At 64.6% G+C, this 20,890-nt stretch carries 20 protein-coding genes; 9 read left to right on the top strand and 11 right to left on the bottom strand.

Annotated elements, in window-relative coordinates:
• Nucleotides 1–77: 77 nt before the first annotated feature.
• The 4 genes from AC0L21_RS12635 to AC0L21_RS12620 are packed head-to-tail and all read left to right on the top strand — an operon-like array spanning nucleotide 78 to nucleotide 4,374.
• Nucleotides 78–1,058, top strand: coding sequence for a tripartite tricarboxylate transporter substrate binding protein (locus AC0L21_RS12635; RefSeq protein ID WP_473261772.1), 981 nt, complete (start codon nucleotides 78–80; stop codon nucleotides 1,056–1,058).
• 15 nt (nucleotides 1,059–1,073) lie between these two features.
• Complete coding sequence (locus tag AC0L21_RS12630; protein WP_473261770.1) at nucleotides 1,074–1,544, top strand: (2Fe-2S)-binding protein; 471 nt, start codon at nucleotides 1,074–1,076, stop codon at nucleotides 1,542–1,544.
• Entirely contained in the window at nucleotides 1,541–3,679 is a 2,139-nt protein-coding gene (locus AC0L21_RS12625; protein ID WP_473261767.1) for a xanthine dehydrogenase family protein molybdopterin-binding subunit, read from the top strand. The genes AC0L21_RS12630 and AC0L21_RS12625 overlap by 4 nt, the downstream gene beginning before the upstream one ends.
• Nucleotides 3,676–4,374: a molybdate ABC transporter substrate-binding protein gene (locus AC0L21_RS12620; protein ID WP_473261765.1), complete on the top strand. Its 699-nt coding sequence runs from the start codon at nucleotides 3,676–3,678 to the stop codon at nucleotides 4,372–4,374. Before AC0L21_RS12625 ends, AC0L21_RS12620 begins: the two co-directional genes overlap by 4 nt.
• Before the next feature lie 10 nt (nucleotides 4,375–4,384).
• On the opposite strand, the gene AC0L21_RS12615 is transcribed toward AC0L21_RS12620, so the two are convergent.
• The 4 genes from AC0L21_RS12615 to AC0L21_RS12600 form a co-directional block, all read right to left on the bottom strand.
• Nucleotides 4,385–5,191, bottom strand: coding sequence for an SDR family NAD(P)-dependent oxidoreductase (locus AC0L21_RS12615; RefSeq protein ID WP_473261763.1), 807 nt, complete (start codon nucleotides 5,189–5,191; stop codon nucleotides 4,385–4,387).
• Nucleotides 5,192–5,215: 24 nt separating this feature from the next.
• On the bottom strand, nucleotides 5,216–6,508 hold the full coding sequence (locus AC0L21_RS12610; protein WP_085349490.1) for a TRAP transporter large permease: 1,293 nt from the start codon (nucleotides 6,506–6,508) through the stop codon (nucleotides 5,216–5,218).
• Complete coding sequence (locus AC0L21_RS12605; RefSeq protein ID WP_473261760.1) at nucleotides 6,499–7,047, bottom strand: TRAP transporter small permease; 549 nt, start codon at nucleotides 7,045–7,047, stop codon at nucleotides 6,499–6,501. Before AC0L21_RS12605 ends, AC0L21_RS12610 begins: the two co-directional genes overlap by 10 nt.
• 85 nt (nucleotides 7,048–7,132) lie before the next feature.
• Entirely contained in the window at nucleotides 7,133–8,104 is a 972-nt protein-coding gene (locus tag AC0L21_RS12600) for a TRAP transporter substrate-binding protein (RefSeq protein ID WP_085349491.1), read from the bottom strand.
• A 323-nt stretch (nucleotides 8,105–8,427) separates the two neighbouring features.
• On the opposite strand from AC0L21_RS12600, the gene AC0L21_RS12595 reads away from it, so the two are divergent.
• Nucleotides 8,428–9,204 (top strand): cyclase family protein, encoded by a 777-nt coding sequence (locus AC0L21_RS12595; protein WP_473261757.1) that lies wholly within the window; start codon nucleotides 8,428–8,430, stop codon nucleotides 9,202–9,204.
• On the opposite strand, the gene AC0L21_RS12590 is transcribed toward AC0L21_RS12595, so the two are convergent.
• Together AC0L21_RS12590 and AC0L21_RS12585 are read right to left on the bottom strand one after the other, a co-directional pair.
• On the bottom strand, nucleotides 9,201–9,929 hold the full coding sequence (locus AC0L21_RS12590; protein ID WP_007601607.1) for a Crp/Fnr family transcriptional regulator: 729 nt from the start codon (nucleotides 9,927–9,929) through the stop codon (nucleotides 9,201–9,203). The genes AC0L21_RS12595 and AC0L21_RS12590 overlap by 4 nt on opposite strands.
• Nucleotides 9,930–10,427: 498 nt before the next feature.
• Nucleotides 10,428–11,138: a helix-turn-helix domain-containing protein gene (locus AC0L21_RS12585; RefSeq protein ID WP_473261755.1), complete on the bottom strand. Its 711-nt coding sequence runs from the start codon at nucleotides 11,136–11,138 to the stop codon at nucleotides 10,428–10,430.
• Between the two features lie 148 nt (nucleotides 11,139–11,286).
• Here AC0L21_RS12585 and AC0L21_RS12580 point away from each other — a divergent pair, with 148 nt between their 5' ends.
• Nucleotides 11,287–11,604, top strand: a complete 318-nt coding sequence (locus AC0L21_RS12580; protein ID WP_473249519.1) for a c-type cytochrome — start codon at nucleotides 11,287–11,289, stop codon at nucleotides 11,602–11,604.
• Nucleotides 11,605–11,610: 6 nt separating this feature from the next.
• On the opposite strand, the gene AC0L21_RS12575 is transcribed toward AC0L21_RS12580, so the two are convergent.
• From AC0L21_RS12575 to AC0L21_RS12565, 3 genes are read right to left on the bottom strand one after another with little or no spacing between them, the layout of a single operon-like run.
• Nucleotides 11,611–12,714: an ABC-type transport auxiliary lipoprotein family protein gene (locus AC0L21_RS12575; protein ID WP_473261753.1), complete on the bottom strand. Its 1,104-nt coding sequence runs from the start codon at nucleotides 12,712–12,714 to the stop codon at nucleotides 11,611–11,613.
• A gap of 3 nt (nucleotides 12,715–12,717) precedes the next feature.
• Entirely contained in the window at nucleotides 12,718–13,485 is a 768-nt protein-coding gene (locus AC0L21_RS12570; RefSeq protein ID WP_473261751.1) for an ABC transporter ATP-binding protein, read from the bottom strand.
• A 2-nt stretch (nucleotides 13,486–13,487) separates the two neighbouring features.
• Nucleotides 13,488–14,624, bottom strand: coding sequence for an MlaE family ABC transporter permease (locus AC0L21_RS12565; RefSeq protein WP_473261749.1), 1,137 nt, complete (start codon nucleotides 14,622–14,624; stop codon nucleotides 13,488–13,490).
• A gap of 175 nt (nucleotides 14,625–14,799) precedes the next feature.
• Between AC0L21_RS12565 and AC0L21_RS12560 the strand changes: the two genes are divergently transcribed.
• Entirely contained in the window at nucleotides 14,800–15,066 is a 267-nt protein-coding gene (locus tag AC0L21_RS12560; protein WP_473261747.1) for a hypothetical protein, read from the top strand.
• Nucleotides 15,067–15,555, top strand: a complete 489-nt coding sequence (locus AC0L21_RS12555; protein WP_473261745.1) for a phage holin family protein — start codon at nucleotides 15,067–15,069, stop codon at nucleotides 15,553–15,555. It abuts the gene before it with no gap.
• A gap of 9 nt (nucleotides 15,556–15,564) precedes the next feature.
• On the opposite strand, the gene AC0L21_RS12550 is transcribed toward AC0L21_RS12555, so the two are convergent.
• Both AC0L21_RS12550 and AC0L21_RS12545 read right to left on the bottom strand, forming a co-directional pair.
• Nucleotides 15,565–18,258 carry a bifunctional acetate--CoA ligase family protein/GNAT family N-acetyltransferase gene (locus AC0L21_RS12550; protein WP_473261743.1) on the bottom strand — a complete coding sequence of 898 codons (2,694 nt, stop codon included), beginning with the start codon at nucleotides 18,256–18,258 and terminating at the stop codon, nucleotides 15,565–15,567.
• A 69-nt stretch (nucleotides 18,259–18,327) separates the two neighbouring features.
• Nucleotides 18,328–19,158, bottom strand: coding sequence for a universal stress protein (locus tag AC0L21_RS12545; RefSeq protein ID WP_473261741.1), 831 nt, complete (start codon nucleotides 19,156–19,158; stop codon nucleotides 18,328–18,330).
• 193 nt (nucleotides 19,159–19,351) lie between these two features.
• On the opposite strand from AC0L21_RS12545, the gene AC0L21_RS12540 reads away from it, so the two are divergent.
• Nucleotides 19,352–20,884, top strand: a complete 1,533-nt coding sequence (locus tag AC0L21_RS12540; protein WP_473261739.1) for a bifunctional aminoglycoside phosphotransferase/ATP-binding protein — start codon at nucleotides 19,352–19,354, stop codon at nucleotides 20,882–20,884.
• Nucleotides 20,885–20,890: the final 6 nt, after the last annotated feature.

The raw sequence follows: 20,890 nt of genomic DNA, 5'->3' as shown, positions 1-20,890 counted from the left end.
GCATCGGTCTTGTGAGGCGTCGACAGTCCGCCTCCCCTGCCGCTACAGTGCCGGCCAACAAGAACGACATCAGGGAGATGGGTGTGACGGCCCGACAATTCATGCTGGCGCTGGCTGCCGGCCTGCTCAGCGCCTTCTCCGCAGCCCCGTCCCTGGCGCAGGACTATCCCAACCATGCGGTCCGGATCGTCGTGCCCTTTGGCGCCGGCGGTCCGGCCGATGTCGCAGCCCGGCAGATCGGCAATGCGCTCCAGGAGAGTTTTGGCCAGCCCTTCGTGATCGAGAATCGCACCGGCGCGGGCGGCGTCATCGGCACGGTCGAAGCGGCGAAGTCGCCCGCCGACGGCTACACGCTGCTGATGATGTCCAACACCCAGACCGCGAACGAATCCCTGCTGACGCCGGATAAACGCAAATACGAGCTGATGCGCGACCTCGCGCCGATCGCACCGGTGAACTCTTCCGATCTCGTCATCGTGGTGAACCCGCAAGTCGCAGCGAAGACGCTGCAGGAGTTCGTCGCGCTCGCCAAGTCGCAGCCGGGCAAGCTGAACTACGCCTCCTCCGGCCAGGGCACGCCCTATCACATGGCCGGCGAGCTGTTCAAAGCCATGGCCGGCATCGACCTTGTCCACGTCCCCTATCGCAACAGCGGCGAGGCGCGCAGCGGCGTGATCGGCGGGCAGGTGCAGATGATGATCGACGCCGTGCCGGCGATGGCGCCGAACATCGGCGAGAACCAGGTCCGCGCGCTCGCGACCACCGGCAAGCAGCGCTCAGCGGTGCTACAGAGCGTGCCGACAGCGATCGAGGCGGGCATAGCAGGCTATGAAGCCACGATCTGGCTTGGCCTGATGGCGCCAGCCGGCACGCCGAAACCCGTGATCGACAAGCTCAATGCCGCCGTGAACGCAATGGTGAAGCGGCCCGACATCATCAAGCTCTGGACTGCGCAGGGCGCGGTGCCGATGTCAATGACGCCGGAGGAATTCGACAAATTCCTGCGCGGCGACATCGAGAAATGGGCCGACGTGGTCAAGAAGTTCGACAAGTCTTGAGGCCGTAGAGCGACAATGCCTACCATTCAATTCCAGCTCAACGGCACGGCGGCGGCCCTGGATACTGATCCGGATCAGACGCTGCTCGATGTGCTGCGGGGACGGCTCGGCGTTACAAGTCCGCATTTCGGCTGCGGGGCCGGCGAGTGCGGCGCCTGCCATGTCATGGTCGACGATCGCGCGATGGCCTCCTGCGACATGCCGATGTGGTCGGTCGCGGACAAGGAGGTCGTCACGGTGGAAGGCCTCGGCACGGCGGAGCAGCCGCATCCGCTGCAACGTGCCTTTATCGCGGAACAGGCGATGCAATGCGGCTATTGCGTATCGGGAATCCTGATCAGCGCCGCGGCGCTGCTGAAGCGCAATCCGTCGCCGACGGAGGCTGAGGTCAGAACCGCGCTTGATCGCAATCTGTGCCGCTGCGGATCGCACAACCGCATGGTCCGCGCCGTGCTGCGGGCGGCCGCGGAGATGGCGGCATCATGAGTGCGCCGTCGCCTGCCCCGACACTGCCGGTCAGCCTTGCGGCCAATCCAAAGCTGTCATCCTGGGTGAAGCTCATCGGCGAAGGCCGTGTCGCGATCTCGCCCGGCAAGGTCGAGATCGGCCAGGGCATTGTCACGGCGCTAGCGCAGATCGCAGCGGACGAGCTCGACGTCGATATTGGCCGCATCGAGATGATCCGCGCCTCCACGGCGGCGAGCCCGAACGAGGGCGTTACCTCGGGCAGCCTTTCGGTCCAGCAATCCGGCCGCGCGCTGCGCCACGCCTGTGCCGAGGTCCGCCAGCGCTTCCTCACCGCGGCATCCGAACGTCTCGGTGTCGATGCGTCGCTGCTCGATATCCATGACGGCACGATCTCGGGCCCCGGCAATGTCAGGACCAGCTATTGGGAGTTGGCAGGCGACGTGTCGCTCGACCACGACGCCAATGCGGGCGCGACAGCGAAGATTGTCGCCAAGCGCACCGTCGCCGGACATTCGGTCCAGCGCGTCGACATTCCCGACAAGGTGTTCGCACGGCCGCGCTTCATTCATGACTGTCCGCTGCCGGACTTGCTGCACGGACGCGTGCTGCGGCCGGAGACCTCGGGCGCCAGGCTGATCGCGCTCGACGAAACGCCGACGCGAGCTGTTCCCGGCCTCATCGCGATCGTCCGCGACGGCGGCTTTGCCGGCGTGGTTGCCGACAGCGAGGCCGCGGCGGAAGCCGCGCTGAAAGCCTTGCGCAGGGGCGCGACATGGTCGGCCGGCGAGCCGCTGCCCGACGAAGATGATCTGACCGGATTCCTGAAGAGCCAGCCGGTCGAGACCACCGTGATCGACGCCAGGACCACTGCGGCAACGCTAGAGAAAGCTGCTCGCACCCTCCGCCGGCAATACATCCGTCCCTATATCGCGCATGCCTCGATCGCGCCGTCCTGCGCCATGGCACAATGGGCCGGCGACGATCGTGTCCATGTCTTGACCCACAGCCAGGGCGTCTACCTGCTGCGCGCCGATCTCGCGATCGTGCTCAAGCTGCCGGCAGAAAGCATTGTCGTCGAGCACATGGAGGGCGCGGGCTGCTACGGACACAACGCGGCCGATGACGTCGCGCTCGATGCCGTGCTGCTGGCGAAAGGGGCCGGCGGCCGTCCGGTGCGGGTGCAGTGGTCGCGCCACGACGAGATGTCCTACGCGCCGTTCGGCGCGGCGATGGCGATCGAAATCGAAGCCGATCTCGATGCCGACAACGAGATCGTCGGTTGGCGCCATGCGATCTGGAGCAACGGCCACGCGGCGCGGCCGGGGCGCGCGGCGCAGCCCGCGCTGCTCGCCGCAACCGAGATTACGAACCCCTGGCCGCGCATGATCTCGACCAATCCGCCCGCGGCCAATGGCGGCGGCGGCGACCGCAACTCCGTTCCGCTCTACGACCTCAAGGCCTGGACGATCACGAGCCACCGGCTGCTGACCATGCCGGTGCGGACCTCGGCGCTGCGGACACTTGGCGGACAAGGCAATGTGTTCGCCATCGAGTCCCTGCTCGACGAGATCGCCGCCCTGCGCGGCGAAGACCCAATCGCGTTCCGCCTGCGTCATCTGCGCGACGAACGGGCAAAGGAGGTCATTCGCGCCGGGGCGCGACGCGCGCAGTGGAAACCGCAGAAGCAGTCCGGCATCGGTCATGGCGTCGGCTTCGCCCGCTACAAGAACACGGGCGCCTATTGCGCCGCGATTGCCGAGATCGAAGGCACTGATGACATCCGCGTCAAGCGGCTGACGCTTGCGGTCGATGTCGGCGAGGCCATCAACCCGGACGGCGTCATCAACCAGATCGAGGGGGGCGCGATCCAGGCGACGAGCTGGGTGCTGAAGGAACGCGTCCGCTTCGACCGCACGCGCATCACATCGACGTCCTGGACCGACTATCCGATCCTCACTTTCAGCGAGGTGCCAATGGTGAATGTCGAGATCGTCCAGCGGCCGGAGATCGAACCGGTCGGTGCCGGCGAGGCCGCCCACGGCCCGGTGACGGCCGCGATCGCGAATGCCGTTTGCGATTGCCTCGGCGTGCGCATGCGAGACCTGCCGATCACCCGCGATAAGATCATTGCAGCCATGGAGCTTGCATCGTGACGACAGTGAGCATTTTGAGCGGGGGCGCGGCGCAAGGCCTGGTGCGCGGCCTCAGCGATCCCTTCAAGACGCAGACCGGCTTCGGCATCGACGGCGAGTTCGGCGCGGTCGGCATCATGGCCGACAAGCTGCGCGCGGGAACGCCGGCCGATCTCGTCATCCTGACGCAGGCGCTGCTTGCAAAGCTTGCCGAAGAGACGCTCGTCATCCCCTCCTCGATCTCGGATGTCGGGCGGGTTGAGACCGCGCTGGCGGTCCGCAGCCGCGATCCCAAGGTGACCGTGAAGACCGAGACTGATCTGCGCGAGGTGCTGCGCAGCGCCGACGCGATCTACGTGCCTGATACGAAAGCCTCGACGGCGGGACAGCACGTCGCAAAGGTGCTGGATCAGCTCGGCATCGCCTATGAGGTCGCTTCGCGCCTCAAGATCTTTCCCAACGGCGCGACCGCGATGCGGGAGCTTGCGGCGTCCACCGCCGCGCATCCGATCGGCTGCACGCAAGCGACCGAGATCATCGCAACCGACGGCATCGCGCTGTCAGGAGCGCTGCCGCCAGGCTGCGAGCTCGTGACGATGTACACGGCCGGAGTGACCACGCGGGCCGCACATCCCCAAGAGGCAGCCGCGCTGATCGCGTTGCTGACCGGCGCAGACCGCAGGGATCTGCGCCAGCGCGCAGGCTTCACCGGCTAGATAGCCAGCTTTATTTGTGCAGCTGGGTGAGGCCGGTCGGCGGCCCGTCGACGGCGGTCCAGCCGCCATCAACGAACAGCGTGCTGCCGCTGACATAGCTCGCGGCGTCCGAGGCGAGATAGGCGACGGCGGTGGCGACCTCGTCGGCGCTGCTCCAGCGGTTGAACACAGTGTGGCCGGCATAGAGATTGTAGATGTCCGGACGCTGCTTGAATGGGCCGGTCAGCGCGGTCTCGGCGATACTCGGCGCGATCGCGTTGACGCGCACGCCGGAACGTCCAACCTCCGAAGCAAAGCCCTTCACCAGCAGGCCGATGGCCGCCTTGGTCGAGCCGTAGACGCCGAGGCCCGGCTCGATGGTCACCGCGCGCACCGAGGAGCAGGCGATGATGCTGCCGCCCTTCTGCTCGACCATGATGCGGCCGAACGCCTGGAAGAACCACACCGTGCCCTTGATGTTGAGGTTGAGGACGCGGTCGAGATCCTCCTCGGTGTAGTCAAGGATGGTCTTGCGGATGTTGAGCCCGGGCGTCGTCACCGCGATGTCGAGCCGCGAAAACTTCTGCATCACGGTCCTGGCCAGCGCAGTGACGTCCGCAGCGCTCGCGGCGTCGCACCCAGCCGCCTCGGCCCAGCCGCCCTTCTCACGAATGCCGGCGGCGGTCGCTTCGGCGGCGTCAAGCGCGCGATCGGCGCAGACAATTCGGGCACCAAGCCCGGCCAACGCCTCGGCCGACGACTTGCCGATGCCCGAGGCAGCGCCCAGCACCACAGCCGTTTTGCCGGTGAGATCGAAGAGCTTGCGATAGTCAGTCACGGATAGATTCTCCCTGCGTTGCTGCTATCCCTTGTAGCCCATCAGCAGGCGGGGCAGCCACAGCGAGAAGGCGGGGACGTAGGTCACGAACATCAGAGCTGCGATCAGGGCGGCGTAGAACGGCAGGATGGTGCGCATCACCGCGCCCACCGAGATGCCGCCGATGGCGCAGCCTACGAACTGCGTGGTCCCGACCGGCGGGGTGTTCAGCCCGAGCGCGCAGTTGATCAGCATCAGCATCCCGAACTGCACCGGATCCATGCCCGCCTTCATCGCGATCGGCAGGAAGATGGGCGTGCAGATCAGAATGGTCGCCGCCATGTCCATGAACGTGCCCAGCACGAAAAGGATGACGTTGATGAGCAGGAAGATGACCCAGGGCTGCGTCGAGACCCTGCTCATCATCTCGCCGGCGAAGTCGGCCACCTCGTAAAGCCCCATCAGATACTGGAACATGGTGGAGACGCCGATCAGCAGCAGCACCACGCCCGTCGTCTTCACCGCCTTGGCAGCAGCGCGCAGGAAATTCGGCAAGGTCATGGTGCGATAGATGAAGAACGTCAGCAAGATCGTATAGGTGACCGCGACGGCCGCGGATTCGGTGGCCGTGAAGACGCCGGACAGGATGCCCGCCAGGATGATGCCGACGATCAGAAGGCCGGGCAGAGCGGCCGCGAACGAACGGAAAACCGCGGGCCAGCCCGGGAACTTGCCGGCCGGATAGCCGCGCTTCACCGCGACCGCGTAAGCGGCGACCAGCATGCACACCATCAGCACCAGCGCCGGCAGGAGGCCGGCGGCGATCAGCGCGCCGATCGAGACCTTGCCGCCGGCGGCGAGCGCATAGATGATCATGTTGTGACTGGTCGGCATCAGTGCTCCGACCAGCGAAGCATGGGTTGTGACGTTGACGGCGTAGTCGGTGTCGAACCCTTCTTTCTTCATCATGGGGATCATCACGGCCCCCATCGCCGACACGTCGGCCACGGGCGAGCCGGACACGCCGCCGAACAGCGTGCAGGCGACCACGTTCGACATACCGAGCCCCCCGCGGATGTGTCCGACGAGATTCTTGGCGAGCTGCACGATCTTGTCGGCGACGCCGCCATGCAGCATCAGCTCACCGCTGAAGACGAAGAACGGGATGGCGAGGAAGGAGAAGATGTTCATCCCCGACATCATCTGCTGGAAGATGACGGCGACCGGCAGGCCTTCGTAGAGGATGGTGCAAATCGCCGAGAGGCCGATCGCGAAGGCGACCGGTACGCCGAGGACCAGGAAGCCGAAAAAAGTGGCGCCGAGAATGATCAGTTCCATGAGGGGACGACCTCTTCGCCGCGCAGGAGAGCGATGATGTGCTCGATGGAAAAGGAGACGATCAGGACACCGGCGGCGATCAGCGGTACGTATCGGATGACTTCGGGCAGCCCGAGATTCGGGATCTTCACGGTTCCGACCGACGCTCCGAGGATCCAGCCGTTATAGGCCATCGCGACGCCGAACCCGGCGACCAGGACGTGGATGACAAGTTCTATTTTCTCTCGTGCGTGATCCGGCAGCATCACCAGCAAACTGTCCATGCCGATATGTCCGGCATCGCGCACGCCGACAGCCGCGCCGATCAGCGTGACATACAGGATCAGAACCAACGCAAGGTTCTCCGTCCAGGTGGGGCTGGAATTGAGCACGTAGCGTCCGAACACCTGGTAGAAGACGATCGTGACGATGACGAGCAGCCCGGTCACCGACAGATACATCCCTAGCCGAGCGACAGGAGCATTGATCCGGGACAGCAAGCCGGTGGACGGGCGTCCGGCTACGTCCAGTTCGTGGTCTGCGACGTGAGGATCTGTCATCCAAGTCTCCTTGCAAGTCTCCTTGCGCGCCTCCAACGCGTCGGTCCGGCGTCGCCAGTCGGTGCGCCGGACCGACGCTATGGTCTTACTTCGTGTCCTGGATACGCTTGACGAGGCTCTTCAGCTTCTCGTCACCCGCGAACTTGTCGTACACCGGCTTCATCGCGTCGACGAACTCCGCCTTGTTGGCGATCGTCACGACCTGAACGCCGGCCGCTTCGACGGTCTTGCGGGACGCCTGCTCGCGCTCGTCCCAGAGCTTGCGCATGACGGGCACCGATTCCTTGGCCGCCTTGCGGACCATCGCCTGGTCTTCCTTGCTCAGCGTGTCCCAGACCGTCTTCGACATCACGAGAACTTCGGGCGCCAGGGAGTGCTCGGTGACGTTGTAGAACTTGGCGGCCTCGAAGTGGCGCGAGGACTCGTAAGACGGCCAGTTGTTCTCGGCAGCGTCCACCAGACCGGTCTTGAGAGCGGTATAGACCTCGCCATACGGCATCGGCGTCGGATTGGCCCCGAGGCTCTGGATCATGCCGACCCACAGGTCGGATTGCTGGACGCGAATTTTCAGACCCTTGACGTCCGCGAGCGACTTGATCGGTGCCTTGACGGTGTAGATGGACCGGGCGCCGCTGTCGTAATAGGCGAGGCCGATCAGGCCTGCGGGCGCCATGGCCGCCAGGATCTCGTCGCCGATCGGCCCGTCAAGAACGGTGCGCATGTGCTGCGTGTCCCGGAAGATGAAGGGCAGGCACAACGCGATGGTTTCCGGCACGAAGTTGTTCAAGGGCGATGCGTTGATCCGCATCATGTCGAGTGCGCCGATCTTGAGCTGCTCGATGGTGTCCTTCTCGGAGCCCAGCGCACCATTGGGGAACACCTTGACGCCAAGCTTGCCGCCGCTCGCCGCTGCGAGCTGCTTACCCATGAACTTGACGGCCTCGACGGTCGGATAATCGGCGGGATGGATGTCGGCGGAACGGAAATCGCGTGCGGTCGCCAAGGGGGCTGAGACCGCCAGCAGAGCGGCTGCGATGACGCCGGTAAGTATCTTCATCTGAGCTTCCTCCTGAGTTGATTATGTCGTTGGGCAGATGCTGCGGGCCGCCTTGGGTCGCTCCACTTCCGGTGTGAAGTCAAGCGCCATTGTCGTCCCTAGGGCGCGCGGCATTCTCTGTCCAAGCTAAATCCGGCATCGATCAATGCTAGAGTTGCATCGATGGATCAAGCCGGCTTTGGGCAGACAACCGGCCCATCGTCCAGTTTTTCCGAAATCATCTGGTCGTCTGGCGCGCGAAGCGTTCATGGGCGTTGCTTGACGACGCCGGTGCGGCCCCCTCAAGATGCTGCGAAACAAAACGACCATCCCGAGGAATGCCCATGCCGCGGAAGCTGATCGACATCTCCGTGCCGCTCAGAAACGACGTGACGGCCGATCCGCCGGGCAATCACCCGGCGATCCAGTACATCGATCACCAGCAGGGTCTGCCGCGGATGCTGCAGTTCTTCGAGGGCCTCACGGCACAGGACCTGCCGGACGGCCAAGGCTGGGCCGTCGAGCAGGTCTCGCTGTCGACCCATAACGGCACGCATCTCGATGCGCCCTGGCACTTCCATCCGACCATGAATCGCGGCGAGCGGTCATGGACGATCGACGAGGTACCGCTGGAATGGTGCTTTCAGCCCGGCGTGAAGCTCGACTTCCGGCATCTCCCCGACGGTTACGTGGCGAGCGCCGACGACGTCGAGAAGGAGTTGAGCCGGATCGGGCATGCGCTGTCGCCGCTGGAGATCGTCGTCGTCAACACCGGCGCCGGCGCCAGGTTCGGCCAAGCCGATTATGTCAGCTCAGGCTGCGGCATGGGCTATGAGGCCACCATGTATCTGCTCGAACGCGGCGTGCGGCTGACCGGCACCGACGGCTGGAGCTGGGACGCGCCGTTCGTCCACACCGCGAAGAAATATGCCGAAACGAAAGATGCCGGCCTGATCTGGGAAGGCCACAAGGCGGGACGGCACATCGGCTATTGTCATCTCGAGAAGCTGCATAATCTCGACCAGCTGCCTTCGACCGGGTTCACGGTCTCGTGCTTTCCGGTGAAGATCGAGCGGGCCTCCGCGGGCTGGACCCGCGCCGTCGCGATCATCGACAGCTAGCTGTCGAGCCCGCTCTCGGCGAGTTCGCGCAAGGCATCCATGTCGAGCACGACGATGGCGCCGTGCTCGAGGCGAACCCAGTTGCGGCCCGCCCAGGCGCGCAATTGCTTGTTGATGCTCTCGCGCGTCATCCCCACCATCTCGCTGATCTCCTGCTGCGTGATGGCGAGCGTGCCGCTGCCGGAGTCGAACTTGCGCTCTTCGGTGAGGCCGAGCAGCGCGCTCGCGAGCCGGCCCGGCAGATTTTGCAGGATCACCTGCTCGACCTGCTGGCTGGTCCAGCGCAGGCGCGCGCAGAGCAGCTCGATGAACTTCATTGCGAGCGCCGGCTGGCTCTTCACGAACGGCAGGAAGTCCCGGCGATCGATGATGTAGAGCTCGCAATTGGTGTTGGCGGTCGCATCGGCCGACCTCGGGGCGCCGTCGAGCACCGCGATTTCGCCGAAGATCTCTCCGGGACCGATCAGATTGAGAATGGCGTTGCGGCCGTCGGGCGACGAAGAGGAAATCTTCACCGTCCCTGTGATCACCGCGAACAGATTGTTGCCGGGATCGCCCTTGGCAGCGATCGTCGCGCCGCGCTTCACCGTCGTGTGCTTGGCGTAACGGCAGAGCTGATCCAGCGCCTCCGGCTCCAGATCCGCAAAGATCGGGTGCTTGCGCAGGACCGATAATTTATTCCCCGCCGCTTGTCGGGGGTCGTCGCCGGTCTTGTCCTGAGGCACGCCACTGGGCTCCTAAGACTGCGAGGCACTGGGGTCCCTGCGTAGTCAGTGTAGCCCAGTTTTTCAACCGGAAAGCATGCTCTCGATTTGAGGCAAACGCGGCGAAAATGCCGCGGTCAGGTGCGAAGCCGGCAGCCGCAGGATGAGCCAATGCGTCCCGGTCGATGCAGAGTTGCAAGCGCCGCACGCCGCCTTGCGTTGAGGCGCTGCCAACCGTGCCAAGTTCGGACGGCATAGCCCGCGCCGCGGGCGCCGCAAAATGCGATCGTGATTCTCAGGAGCTAGGACGCTTGACGTCTGACTTGAGCCGGCCTGGACTGGTTTGCCGGTCTGCCCAGACCAGTGCCCCGGCGAATGTGACAAAGATTGCCACGACAAAGATGCTCATAAGCAACGCGTCAGCCGGCATGATGCCCTCCCCTGTGGTTTCAGGCATTATCTGAGGCACGCGGCCGAACGCATTGATCCCGATCAAAATCGAGCCGCGCTGCGTCGGAATCAGGCTGCGGCCAGGGCCTCGACCTTCGCCGCGTCCAGCAGGCTGATCCCGCCATGAATGATCTCGATCACGCCGTGGCGCTCCAGCTTGGTGAAGGTGCGGCTGACGGTCTCGATGGTCAGGCCGAGGTAGTCGGCGATGTCCTGGCGGCTCATTGGAAGCGGAACCGTGTCCGACGCCCCCTTCAGCGAGACCAGCCGCTCGCGCCAGCCGAGCAGAAAGGCCGCAACCTTTTCGTCCGCCGAACGGCGGCCGAGCAGGACCATGTGGTCCCGGGCCTGGTTCAGCTCGCGAATTGCCAGTTCATTGATCCGCCTGAGGAGGTGCAGCCGCTCTTCGATGAAACGGCCGAAGGGTGCCTTAGCGAACTGGCATACGGTCACCGCGCCGATCGCATCGGCCGAAAAATTGTGCCTGCCCGAAATATTCATCCCCAGGAAATCGCCGGGCAAGGCAAAGCCCACGATCTGGCGGCGGCCGTCGGTCAGCAGCTTGTACAGCCGCATGACGCCCTCAACGAGATTGTAGAACGAGGTCGTGATGTCCTCCTCGGAGAACACAGTCTCGCCTGAGGAAAAATGGACGCGCCGGCCGAGATGCTCGAATTCCCGAAGCTCGACCGCATCCAGCGACGAACAAACCGCCGATGCGCGGACAGCGCAATCGCTGCAGAGCTGCCAGTTCGGCTCAATCGTGACTACGGGCTTCATCGACCGCTCCAAGCGCCGGGTGCCCATCAGGCCCATTCCGTCGCGCGGCTGCATTTTACTGCACTGCGCCAAAGCCGGTTGACCCAGATCAATTTTGGAGGGAATCCCCGCCCTATTCTTCTCCCAGACTTAATCGGGGCCACTCTACATGCTGCAAGGAACGCTGCGTCACGGGTTGATCGGGTTGCTTCTGATGACGCCTGCCCTGGCTGCCCCGACCGCCGAACAACGCGGCAAGGCCTTTGCGCGAGCCAATTGCGCGCGCTGCCACGCGATCGACCGTGCGTCGAACAGTCCGCTCAAGATCGCACCGCCGCTGCGGGCCCTGCACCAGCGCTATCCCATCGAGAGCCTTGGGGAGGCGCTGGCCGAGGGCATCAACACCGGCCACGCCGACATGCCGGCCTTCGAGCTCAGTCCGGACCAGATCCACGATCTCCTGTCCTACCTCAAGACCCTGGAATAGCCGCCCTCACACCGCCTGCACGGTCCAGCCGATCAGCTCCTTCGCGATGCGCGTGAAGGCCGTATCGAAGGCCGCGACCGCCGCGGCCGGTTCGACCTTGTCGAGCTTTTCGCTGGTCTCGATGAGACGCGAGGCGACCACCTTGCCGTTCTTGTCGACGATCCGTGCCGACAGGCCGATCTCGACCCGTGTCTCTCCCTCGGTGGCGATGCGGAAGCGCCTGATGTCGATCAGCAGCTGATAGTCCGCCTGCCCGATATCGGCCGTGCGCAACGGCGCATGGGCAATGTCGTAGTTCTCGAAACTGTCGATCAGCCGCGCCTGCACCAGTTTGGGAATGCTGTCAGCCCAGAGGAAGTCCGCAAAGCCCGGATTATCGCCCCCAGGCGCGAACAGCATGCGCTGGGTCTGGAGCATGGCGACCGCTGTCGGCTCGGGAATGGCCAGCGACGCCGCGAGCGTCTTGGTCGCAGGACCGAGGTTCTGCGGCGTGCGCAGGTCATAGGTGACTTTCTGCGCCGGCGTTCCGCCGCCGGTCATCTTCTCCAGGCCCGCCAAAATGCCGTCGATCTTGCCGGTGTTGCGCGCCAGCCCATCCGAGAAGGTCTTGAGATTGGCAATGGTGTCCTTCAGCGGGCCCGAATTGTCCTCCAGCACCGTGTCGACCCGCCGCAGTGCATCCCGCGCGGCCTGCATCATGCTCTGGCCCGCACCGGCCTCGGCAATCAAGGTCGGGGGCTCGCCGGATTTGGCGACGATGATGCCCCCCTCCAACGTCACCACCGGCACGCCGGTCAGCCCCTGGAAATCGAGCCCGACCCTGCTGTCGGCGCGCACCGGCGTGGTCGAAGCAACCGATATCGTCGCATTGACGAAGCGTGGATTGTCCGGCGCAAGCCCGAGTTGGGTGACCTCGCCGACGCGGATGCCGTTGAACAGTACGCCGGCGCCGACCAGGAGACCGGGCACCGGGCCCTGGAATTGCACGTGATAGCTCGTGCGCGGCCCCATGCCGCCGGTGTTGTTCAGCCAGTAGACGAAGCCGAACACCGCAAGGACCGCGGCCAGGACGAAACTGCCGATCAGCACGTAGGGAGCGCGGGTTTCCATGTCTCATCTCATCTCGTGTTGCAGCATCTGCGAGCGCTTGCCATGGAAATAGGCGCGCACCCAGGGATGCTCGGATTGCAGCAGTTCGCGCATTGGACCGATCGCCACGATCTTGCCGTCGGCAAGAGCGGCGACCCGATCGCAGACCGTTGTCAGGCTCGCCAGATCATGGGTGACCATGAACACGGTGAAGCCGAGGGTCTTTTGCAGGGTCGCGATCAGCGCGTCGAAATCACCCGCCGCGATCGGATCGAGGCCCGAGGTCGGCTCGTCCAGGAACAGGATCGGCGGATCGAGCGCGAGCGCGCGCGCCAGCGCGACGCGCTTGGTCATGCCGCCGGATAGCTCCGCCGGATATTTATCGGCGTCCTGCGCCCGCAGCCCGACCATTTCGAGCTTGGCGATCGCGATCTCGTCCATCAGCTCCTGCGACAGGACGAGATTTTCACGGAGCGGAAACTGGATGTTCTGCCGGACCGTCAGCGAGGAGAAAAGTGCGCCCTGCTGGAACAGAATCCCCCATGTCGTGGCCGCGCCTTCGGTGCGGCCGCCGATTGGCCGTCCCGTAACCTCGATGGTCCCGCCTTGGCGCGGGATGAGGCCGATGATGGTTCGCATCAGCACCGACTTGCCGCCACCTGACGCCCCCACGAGCCCGAGGATCTCACCCCGGCGCACGTCGAGCGTCAGATGATCGAGCACGGTCTGACGGCCGAAGCCGACCACGAGGTCGCGGACGCGGATCGCGAACTGTTCTTGCGATTCGCCCATGATCACATCCCGATCGAGGCGAAGAAGATCGCGAACAGGCCGTCGAGCACGATCACCAGGAAGATCGACTTGACCACCGAAATCGTGGTCTGTCGTCCCAGCGACTCGGCGCTGCCCTTCACGCGCAAGCCCTCGCTGCAGGCGACTATTCCGATCACCAGCGCCATGAACGGCGCCTTCAGGATGCCCACCTCGAAATGGGCGACCGAGATCGCATCGTGCAGTCGCGCGACATAGATCGCCGGCGCCATGCCGCCGTAGAACTGCGCGACCAGGCCGCCGCCATAGAGTGCGGCGATCGATCCGATGAAGGCAAGGATCGGCAGCGCGATGACCAGGGCCGCAACCCGCGGCAGGATCAGGACGTGGACGGGATCGAGGCCCATGGTCGAAAGCGCGTCGATCTCCTCGCGCATCTTCATCGAGCCGAGCTCGGCGGTGTAGGCGCTTCCCGAGCGGCCGGCGACCATGATGGCGACGATCAGCACGCCCAGCTCGCGCAGCACCAGGATGCCGACCATGTCGACGGTGTAGGACTCCGCGCCGAACCTGCGGAAATGGAAAAATCCCTGCTGGGCGATGATGGCGCCGATCAGGAAGGTGATCAGCATGACGATGGGGATGGCCTGCCAGCCGATGCGGTAGAGCTGATAGATCAGCGATGTCAGTCGCAGCGAGCGCGGCCGGCGCAGCACGCCGATCAGGGCCATGAACAGCGCGCCCAGCATTTGAAGAAAGATCGTGATGTCTTCGCGCGCGCCGACCGTGGACTTGCCGAGATCGTTCAGCCTGAGCAGAACAGGGTTGGGTGCGGGCGCCGGCGCCGGGGTGTGGCGGTTGACCTGACGCACCTCGTCCATCAGGCCACTGAAATGGTCGGCGACACCGATAAACTCGGCCGATCGACCGGATGATGAAGCCCTGCGCGACAGCTTTTCCAGGACCCAGGCGCCGAGCGTGTCAAGCGCGCTGACGCCTGACATGTCCAGCGTCACGGCTCTGGATCGATCGACATCCGCCCCGACCGATCGGGACAATGTCTCCAGCATCGACACGTTCGCGGCAATCCACGGCCCTTCCGGGCACAATTTCAGCTCTTCGCCGGAGGGCGTTGCCAGCAACAGCGGTTCGGAATTCACGCTTCCACCTCATCGGGACAACCGGGTCCCCATTCAGCCGGTCATTCTAGGCCGGCATGTGGCAGCCGGTTTGACCTGTCTCAAGACCACGACGCGTCTGCCTCCTTGACGCAAATCAAGAGCGCTCGCGCCGGCGGGTCCTAGGTTTGATTCCATTAAAGGGGAAATCAGATCCATGTTCGACAGCGACAGGATGAGCGAAGAACTGCGCACGCTGAAGGTCGACGTCACACGCTTGCTGAGCACGGCCGGCGAGGAGATGTTCGACAGTTCGAAAGACCGTGCGGAGGCACTTGCCGATCAGATCAAGGCCGAGCTCGGCGAGACCGTCGATGAGGAGCAGGAGCAGCTTCAGGGCCTCATTGCGGACCGCCCGATCACATCACTTGCCTCGGCCTTCGCGCTCGGCGTGGTCGTCGGATTCATGCTGCGGAGGCACTAGGTGAACACGGAAAATGTCGTCAAACATCTGCGTGTGCTCTGGCGTACAGACAGGATCATCGCGGATATCAGGCTGCGCCACCTGCTGATCGGCCTCGGCCTGCGCGCCTTTGCGGCCCTGATCGCCGCGTTCGGCCTCCTGATGCTGGAGTTGTCCGCCTATTTCGCACTGGTGCAGATCTGGACTGCCATTGGCGCGGCCGCCATCCTCGGCGCCGTCAATTTTGCCATCGCAGCCATTCTCTTTGTGATTGCCGGCCGACCGCCTTCGGGCCGCGACATCGAACTCGCCAACGAGATTCACGGCGCATCCATCGAAGCTCTTCAGCTCGAGGCACGCACATTCCAGGCCCAGGTGTCGGGCGCCGTGCATCGTCCGCTCAGCACGATCTTGCCCGTGCTGGTGCCGCTGATTGCGGTCCTGGTCAAGACTTTGCGGAGAACGGCCAAGGACTCCGCCGCGGCCAATTCGGCCGAAGCGCGCTCCTGACGGTAGCGCTCAGAGTTTCAGCCTGACGTCGCAAATGTCCGGTTCAGTGGGATCCGGCTTCACCTCGAAGCCGAGCTGCCGGCACATTTCGAGCATGGTGGTGTTCTCCCTGAGAACATCACCTGAGATCGCTTTGAGCCCCTCGGCTCTCGCGTAATCGATGATCAGCTGCATCAGGGCCCATCCCAGACCCTTCCCCTTGAGATCGGACCGCAGCAGGATCGCATATTCGCCGCTCTCGTAGATCGAGTCCGAATGGAGGCGGACCACGCCGACCATCTCACCGGTCGCCTCGTCGAATGCGATAAATGCCATCGCCCGCGCATAGTCGAGCTGGGTCAGGCGCGCGATGAACTCGTGGGTGAACTCCTTCATCGGCGCGAAGAAGCGCAGACGAAGGTCGTGCGACGTGACATGACGCAGGAATGCGTGGATGGTCGGCTCGTCCTCCGGACGCAGGGGCCGCGCGAAGATCCGCCAGCCCTCCTTGAGCTTGAGGCGGCGCTCCCATTGCGACGGATAGGCCCGAACGGCGAAGTTGGCGGCGCCGGAGCCGGCAAACTTCCGTTGCGGCGGCCCGACCGCGACGCGAGCGTCGACCGCGGTCACGCCGGTTTCATCCGCCAGCAGCGGATTGATGTCGAATTCGCGGATCTCGGGAATGTCGGCGGCCATCTGCGCCAGCTTGACCAGGACCATGGCGACGGCGTCGGGCTTCACTGCCGGCACGTCCCGGTAAGCGCGAAGCAGCCGGGACACGCGCGTGCGGTCGATCAGGTCGCGGGCCAGTTGCAGATCGAGCGGCGGCAGCGCGAGCGCCTTGTCGTTGATGATCTCGACCGCGGTCCCGCCGCGGCCGAACACGACGACGGTGCCGAAGGTGGGATCGTCGGCGAGGCCCAGGATCAACTCGCGCGCCTTCGCCTTGACGATCATCGCCTGCACGATGACGCCCTCGATGCGGGCCTGCGGACGCAGCTTGCTTGCCCGGGCGAGAATGTCGATGGCGGCGGCGCGCACCGCGTCGGGCGTGGTCAGATTGAGCACGACGCCACCGACATCGGATTTATGGACGATGTCGCGGGACATGATTTTCAGCACGACCGTGGCGCCTTGCGCGAAGATTTCTTCCGCGTAGGCCACCGCCTGCTCGACATCGGCCGCAGCGTAAGTGGGCACCATCGCGATATCGTACGCTTCGAGCAGGTGCTTGATCTCGACGGGTTCGAGCCATTGGCGACCGTCTGCGAGGGCAGCAGCTACGATCTGCTTCGCAGCACGTGCGTCCGGCACGAAAGTCTCGGGCATTGCGGGTGGAACCTGGCTCAGCTCCTCCACGACTTCGCGATGCCTCACGAGGTACATGAAGCCGCGCACGGCGTCATCCTCGGTCGGATAGTTCGGGATGCCTGCGCCGGATAGTGTTTCGATGATGTTCTGGTCTGCCCCAATCCAGGCGGCAAGCACCGGCTTGGCCCAACTGCGGTGCTTTTCGCGATATGCCTTGACGCGTTCGGTCACCATCGTTGCGATATCGGCAGCCGAGGCGATCGCGGTCTGCACGTTGAGGACGAGGACCGCGTCGTTGTCAGTGTCGGCGAGCAGCACCTCCAGCGCCGCCGCATAGCGCGACGCATCGGCGTCGCCCACGATGTCGACGGGGTTTGCACCGGACCAGGTCGGCGGCAGCGCGTCATCGAGTTTCTTGCGGGCGTCCGCCGAGATGGTCGCCGGAATGCCGCCGAGCTCGACCAACCGGTCAATAGCGAGGACACCGATGCCGCCGCCATTGGTCAGGATGGCGAGGCGCTTTCCCGCCGGCGACTCGACGCGGCCGAGCGTCTCGGCGCAATCGAACAGCTCGCGCAGATCGGAGACCCGCAGGACGCCCGCGCGGCGGAACGCCGCGTCATAGACGGCGTCGGCGCCCGCGAGTGCCCCGGTATGGGTGGCAGCCGCCCTCGCGCCCTGCGCCATTCGGCCGGACTTCACCACGACAACGGGCTTCACACGCGCCGCGGCACGCGCGGCCGACATGAACTTGCGCGCGTCCTTGATGGCCTCGATATAAAGCAGGATCGCGCGGGTCTTGTGATCCATCGCGAAATAGTCGAGCAGATCGGCAATATCGACGTCGATTTGATCGCCGATCGAGACGATGCCGGAGAAGCCGACGCCGCGCTGCGCGGCCCAATCGACCATGCCGGCCGCGATCGCGCCCGATTGCGAGATCAGCGCGAGATTCCCCGGCCCCGGCATGTGTGCGGCAAAACTCGCATTGAGGCTCACGCCGGGCATCATGATGCCCAGGCAGTTCGGCCCGATCAGCCGCATGCCGTATTTGCGGGCCGCAGTGATGGCGGCCTCGTGGAGGGAGCCCGGTCCATGGCCGAGCCCGGCCGAGACGATCAGAGCGCCCGCCGAGCCGCGCCGCCCGGCTTGATCGACAATGCCGGGAACCGCGCGCGCCGGCGCGGTGATGACCACAAGCTCGGGCACGAACGGCAATTGATCGAGGTTGCCCACGGCCGCGACGCCGCCGATCTCGGCATGGCGCGGATTGACGAGGCCGAACTGTCCCGTGAATCCAGCCTTGCGGATGTTCTCCAGAACGGCGCGTCCAACGGAGACCGGGCGGGCGCTCGCACCGACGAGCGCGACCGAACGCGGCGACAGCAGGTTCTTCAGACGATAAGTTGACATGAAAGCAAATGCGCCCGGTCGGTGGCGGTTCCGATGGTTGACGATCAGGCCGATAAACTGGCCACCCGCCTAGTACGAGAGCATAACCCAGCACGGTGGCTCGCCAATGACGGTCTTTGTCACACCGCCCCAAACGATCTCGTTCAGGCGCGAATGATGGTAGGCGCCCATCACGATCGCATCGATGGCATGGGAAATCGCCGAGCTTCCGAGCACTTTGCCAATCGAACTGCCGTTGCCCATCGCGGTTTCGAACGAGGCGTAGACCCCGTGTTCCCTCAAGTGATCGACCAGAGCCGTCCCGGATTGCACGATCGCCTCGGACTTGTCGTCCGCCACGGTCACCACGCGGACTAGGGCTGCTGCCTGAAGGATAGGCAGCGCGTCGCCGACCGCACGCGCCGCACGCGCTGAGTGATCCCAGGCGATCATGACGTTCTCGAATTCCGGTCGCAGTTCGTTCACATGCTGCTCCGGGCAGAGCAGCACCGGACGCCCGGATTCGAACAGCAGCGTCTCGATGATGTGCTCGGTTCGGCTGTCGTGCGGCTTCACGGGGACTAGGGTGAGATCGCTGAAGCGCCCATGCTCGGCCAGGACTGACGCGATCTGGTCTGCCGGCACCTTGGCCGACCGGCTTTGAGCCCGGATGCCGGTGCGGGAGGTTGCACGGGTAAACGCATCCAGGAGGTGCTGACTGTCGCCCGCCGCAAGCGCCCCGTTTGCCTCGGCCGCATCGGGGAGCAGCACCTTCGGCCGCACGAAAACATCCTCTTCGAGTGCCAGCGCGGTGATCCTGGCGCCGAGGTCGGCGGCAACGGCCACGCATTTCTCGATTGCAGCAAGGGCCGGGCCGCGTGGCTGGCCAACGAGCGGCAGAAAGACGTCCTTGATCGGCATCGGGATTCTCCTTGGCCACCAGAATAGGTCGGCTTTGGTCGGGACGCTTGATCCTCGTCAAGCCCGGGAACTCCGATCGGTCGGAGGGAGACAGGCGTTGACCGAAGTCAAGGACTGGCCGCGATCTGCTTCTATGGATTACCCTGATCACGGGGGGAGCCGCCTCCGAACGCATCTGGACGTACCAGCTGGAATGACAGGCGATTCTGCGACCCAGGACCGGATCTTTGCGGCGCTCACCAATTCCGCTGGGCATCCGAACGTGAGGCGGATCGATACGCACGCAGCTTCGGTCTTCCTCGAAGGCAGACGCGCTTTGAAAATCAAGCGCGCCGTGAAATTTCCGTTCCTCGATTATTCGACGCTCGAGAAGCGCAGGACGGCGTGCGAGGAGGAGATCAGGATCAACCGGCCGCTGGCGCCGCAGATCTATCACCGCGTCGTCGCGATCACGGAAGAGGCCGATGGATCGGTGAAGGTCGACGGAAGCGGCCGGCCGATCGAGTATGCGGTCGAGATGTTGCGCTTCGACGAAAGCCGGACGCTCGATCATCTGGCCAAGGCCGGAGCGCTGGATGACACTTTTGCCTCGGCTGTCGCCGACGCGATCGCGGCTTCGCATGCGCAGGCTGTTCGCGCCGACGGATATGCATGGGTTTCCTCCATTCCCGGCCTGATCGATGGCAACAGCAATGGCCTGCGGACTGGCAATCATTTCGAAGGCGAAGAGATCGCGCAGCTCGGCAGGGACTCGCTCGCAATGTTCCTCCGCCTCCGGCCTTTGCTCGAAGAGCGCGGCCGTCAAGGCTTCGTGCGCCGCTGCCATGGCGACCTGCATCTTGCGAACATCGTGTCGATCGACGAGCAGCCGGTGCTGTTCGACGCCATCGAGTTCGACGCCCAAATCGCAACCACCGACGTGCTCTACGATCTCGCATTCACGTTGATGGACCTGTTGCACCACGATCAACCGCGCGCGGCCAATATCGTGCTGAACCGCTATCTCGCCGCGACTTCGGTCGAAAATCTCGACGCGCTCTCCGCACTACCGCTGTTCATGTCCATGCGGGCGGCAATCCGTGCCCAGGTCGCGCTGGCTCGGTTAAAGCCGCCGCATTCCGATGATTCCGGCATTCTCGACGGGGCACGGCGCTATTTTGGCCTCGCCCGTGCGCTGATCCAGCCGCCCGCGCCCCGGCTGATAGCAGCCGGCGGATTGTCAGGCACAGGAAAGACGATTTTGGCACGCGCGCTCGCGCCGGAGGTTGCGCCGCAGCCGGGCGCCGTCGTGCTGCGCAGCGACCTCGTCCGCAAGCAGATGTTCGGGGTCGAGGACACGTACCGGCTGCCGGCATCCGCATACACGCCGGAGGTCACGGCCCGGGTTTACGACATGTTGGCTCAGCACGCCGGGCGGGTGCTGGCGCAAGGCCATTCAGCGGTCATCGACGGCGTGTTCGCCCGCGAGAACGAACGAGACGCGGTCGCCGCACTGGCGCGCGAGCGCAACGTGCCGCTAAGCGGCCTATTTCTGGTTGCGGATCTCGCGACCCGGCAGGCGCGGATCGGAGGCCGCCGGGGCGACGCATCCGACGCCACGCAAGAGGTTGCCGCGCTGCAAGAGCACTATAATATCGGCCATGTCGATTGGGCGACCATCGATGCATCCGGGACGCAAGAGCAGACGCTCCAGAACTGCCGGGACGCGATCGCCGAGAGTAAGTAAGGCAAT

Source organism: Bradyrhizobium sp. WSM4873 (genome assembly GCF_055811355.1).
This window is presented reverse-complemented; position numbering and strand designations above follow the sequence as displayed.

Excerpts from the sequence above, each read along its gene's own strand:
- AC0L21_RS12600 (WP_085349491.1), bottom strand. The coding sequence starts at position 8,104 with ATGAAGATACTTACCGGCGTCATCGCAGCCGCTCTGCTGGCGGTCTCA.
- AC0L21_RS12570 (WP_473261751.1), bottom strand. The coding sequence starts at position 13,485 with ATGGGCGAATCGCAAGAACAGTTCGCGATCCGCGTCCGCGACCTCGTG.
- AC0L21_RS12545 (WP_473261741.1), bottom strand. The coding sequence starts at position 19,158 with ATGCCGATCAAGGACGTCTTTCTGCCGCTCGTTGGCCAGCCACGCGGC.
- AC0L21_RS12575 (WP_473261753.1), bottom strand. The coding sequence starts at position 12,714 with ATGGAAACCCGCGCTCCCTACGTGCTGATCGGCAGTTTCGTCCTGGCC.
- AC0L21_RS12585 (WP_473261755.1), bottom strand. The coding sequence starts at position 11,138 with ATGAAGCCCGTAGTCACGATTGAGCCGAACTGGCAGCTCTGCAGCGAT.
- AC0L21_RS12605 (WP_473261760.1), bottom strand. The coding sequence starts at position 7,047 with ATGACAGATCCTCACGTCGCAGACCACGAACTGGACGTAGCCGGACGC.
- AC0L21_RS12625 (WP_473261767.1), top strand. The coding sequence starts at position 1,541 with ATGAGTGCGCCGTCGCCTGCCCCGACACTGCCGGTCAGCCTTGCGGCC.
- AC0L21_RS12580 (WP_473249519.1), top strand. The coding sequence starts at position 11,287 with ATGCTGCAAGGAACGCTGCGTCACGGGTTGATCGGGTTGCTTCTGATG.
- AC0L21_RS12595 (WP_473261757.1), top strand. The coding sequence starts at position 8,428 with ATGCCGCGGAAGCTGATCGACATCTCCGTGCCGCTCAGAAACGACGTG.
- AC0L21_RS12550 (WP_473261743.1), bottom strand. The coding sequence starts at position 18,258 with ATGTCAACTTATCGTCTGAAGAACCTGCTGTCGCCGCGTTCGGTCGCG.
- AC0L21_RS12610 (WP_085349490.1), bottom strand. The coding sequence starts at position 6,508 with ATGGAACTGATCATTCTCGGCGCCACTTTTTTCGGCTTCCTGGTCCTC.
- AC0L21_RS12630 (WP_473261770.1), top strand. The coding sequence starts at position 1,074 with ATGCCTACCATTCAATTCCAGCTCAACGGCACGGCGGCGGCCCTGGAT.
- AC0L21_RS12560 (WP_473261747.1), top strand. The coding sequence starts at position 14,800 with ATGTTCGACAGCGACAGGATGAGCGAAGAACTGCGCACGCTGAAGGTC.
- AC0L21_RS12635 (WP_473261772.1), top strand. The coding sequence starts at position 78 with ATGGGTGTGACGGCCCGACAATTCATGCTGGCGCTGGCTGCCGGCCTG.
- AC0L21_RS12540 (WP_473261739.1), top strand. The coding sequence starts at position 19,352 with ATGACAGGCGATTCTGCGACCCAGGACCGGATCTTTGCGGCGCTCACC.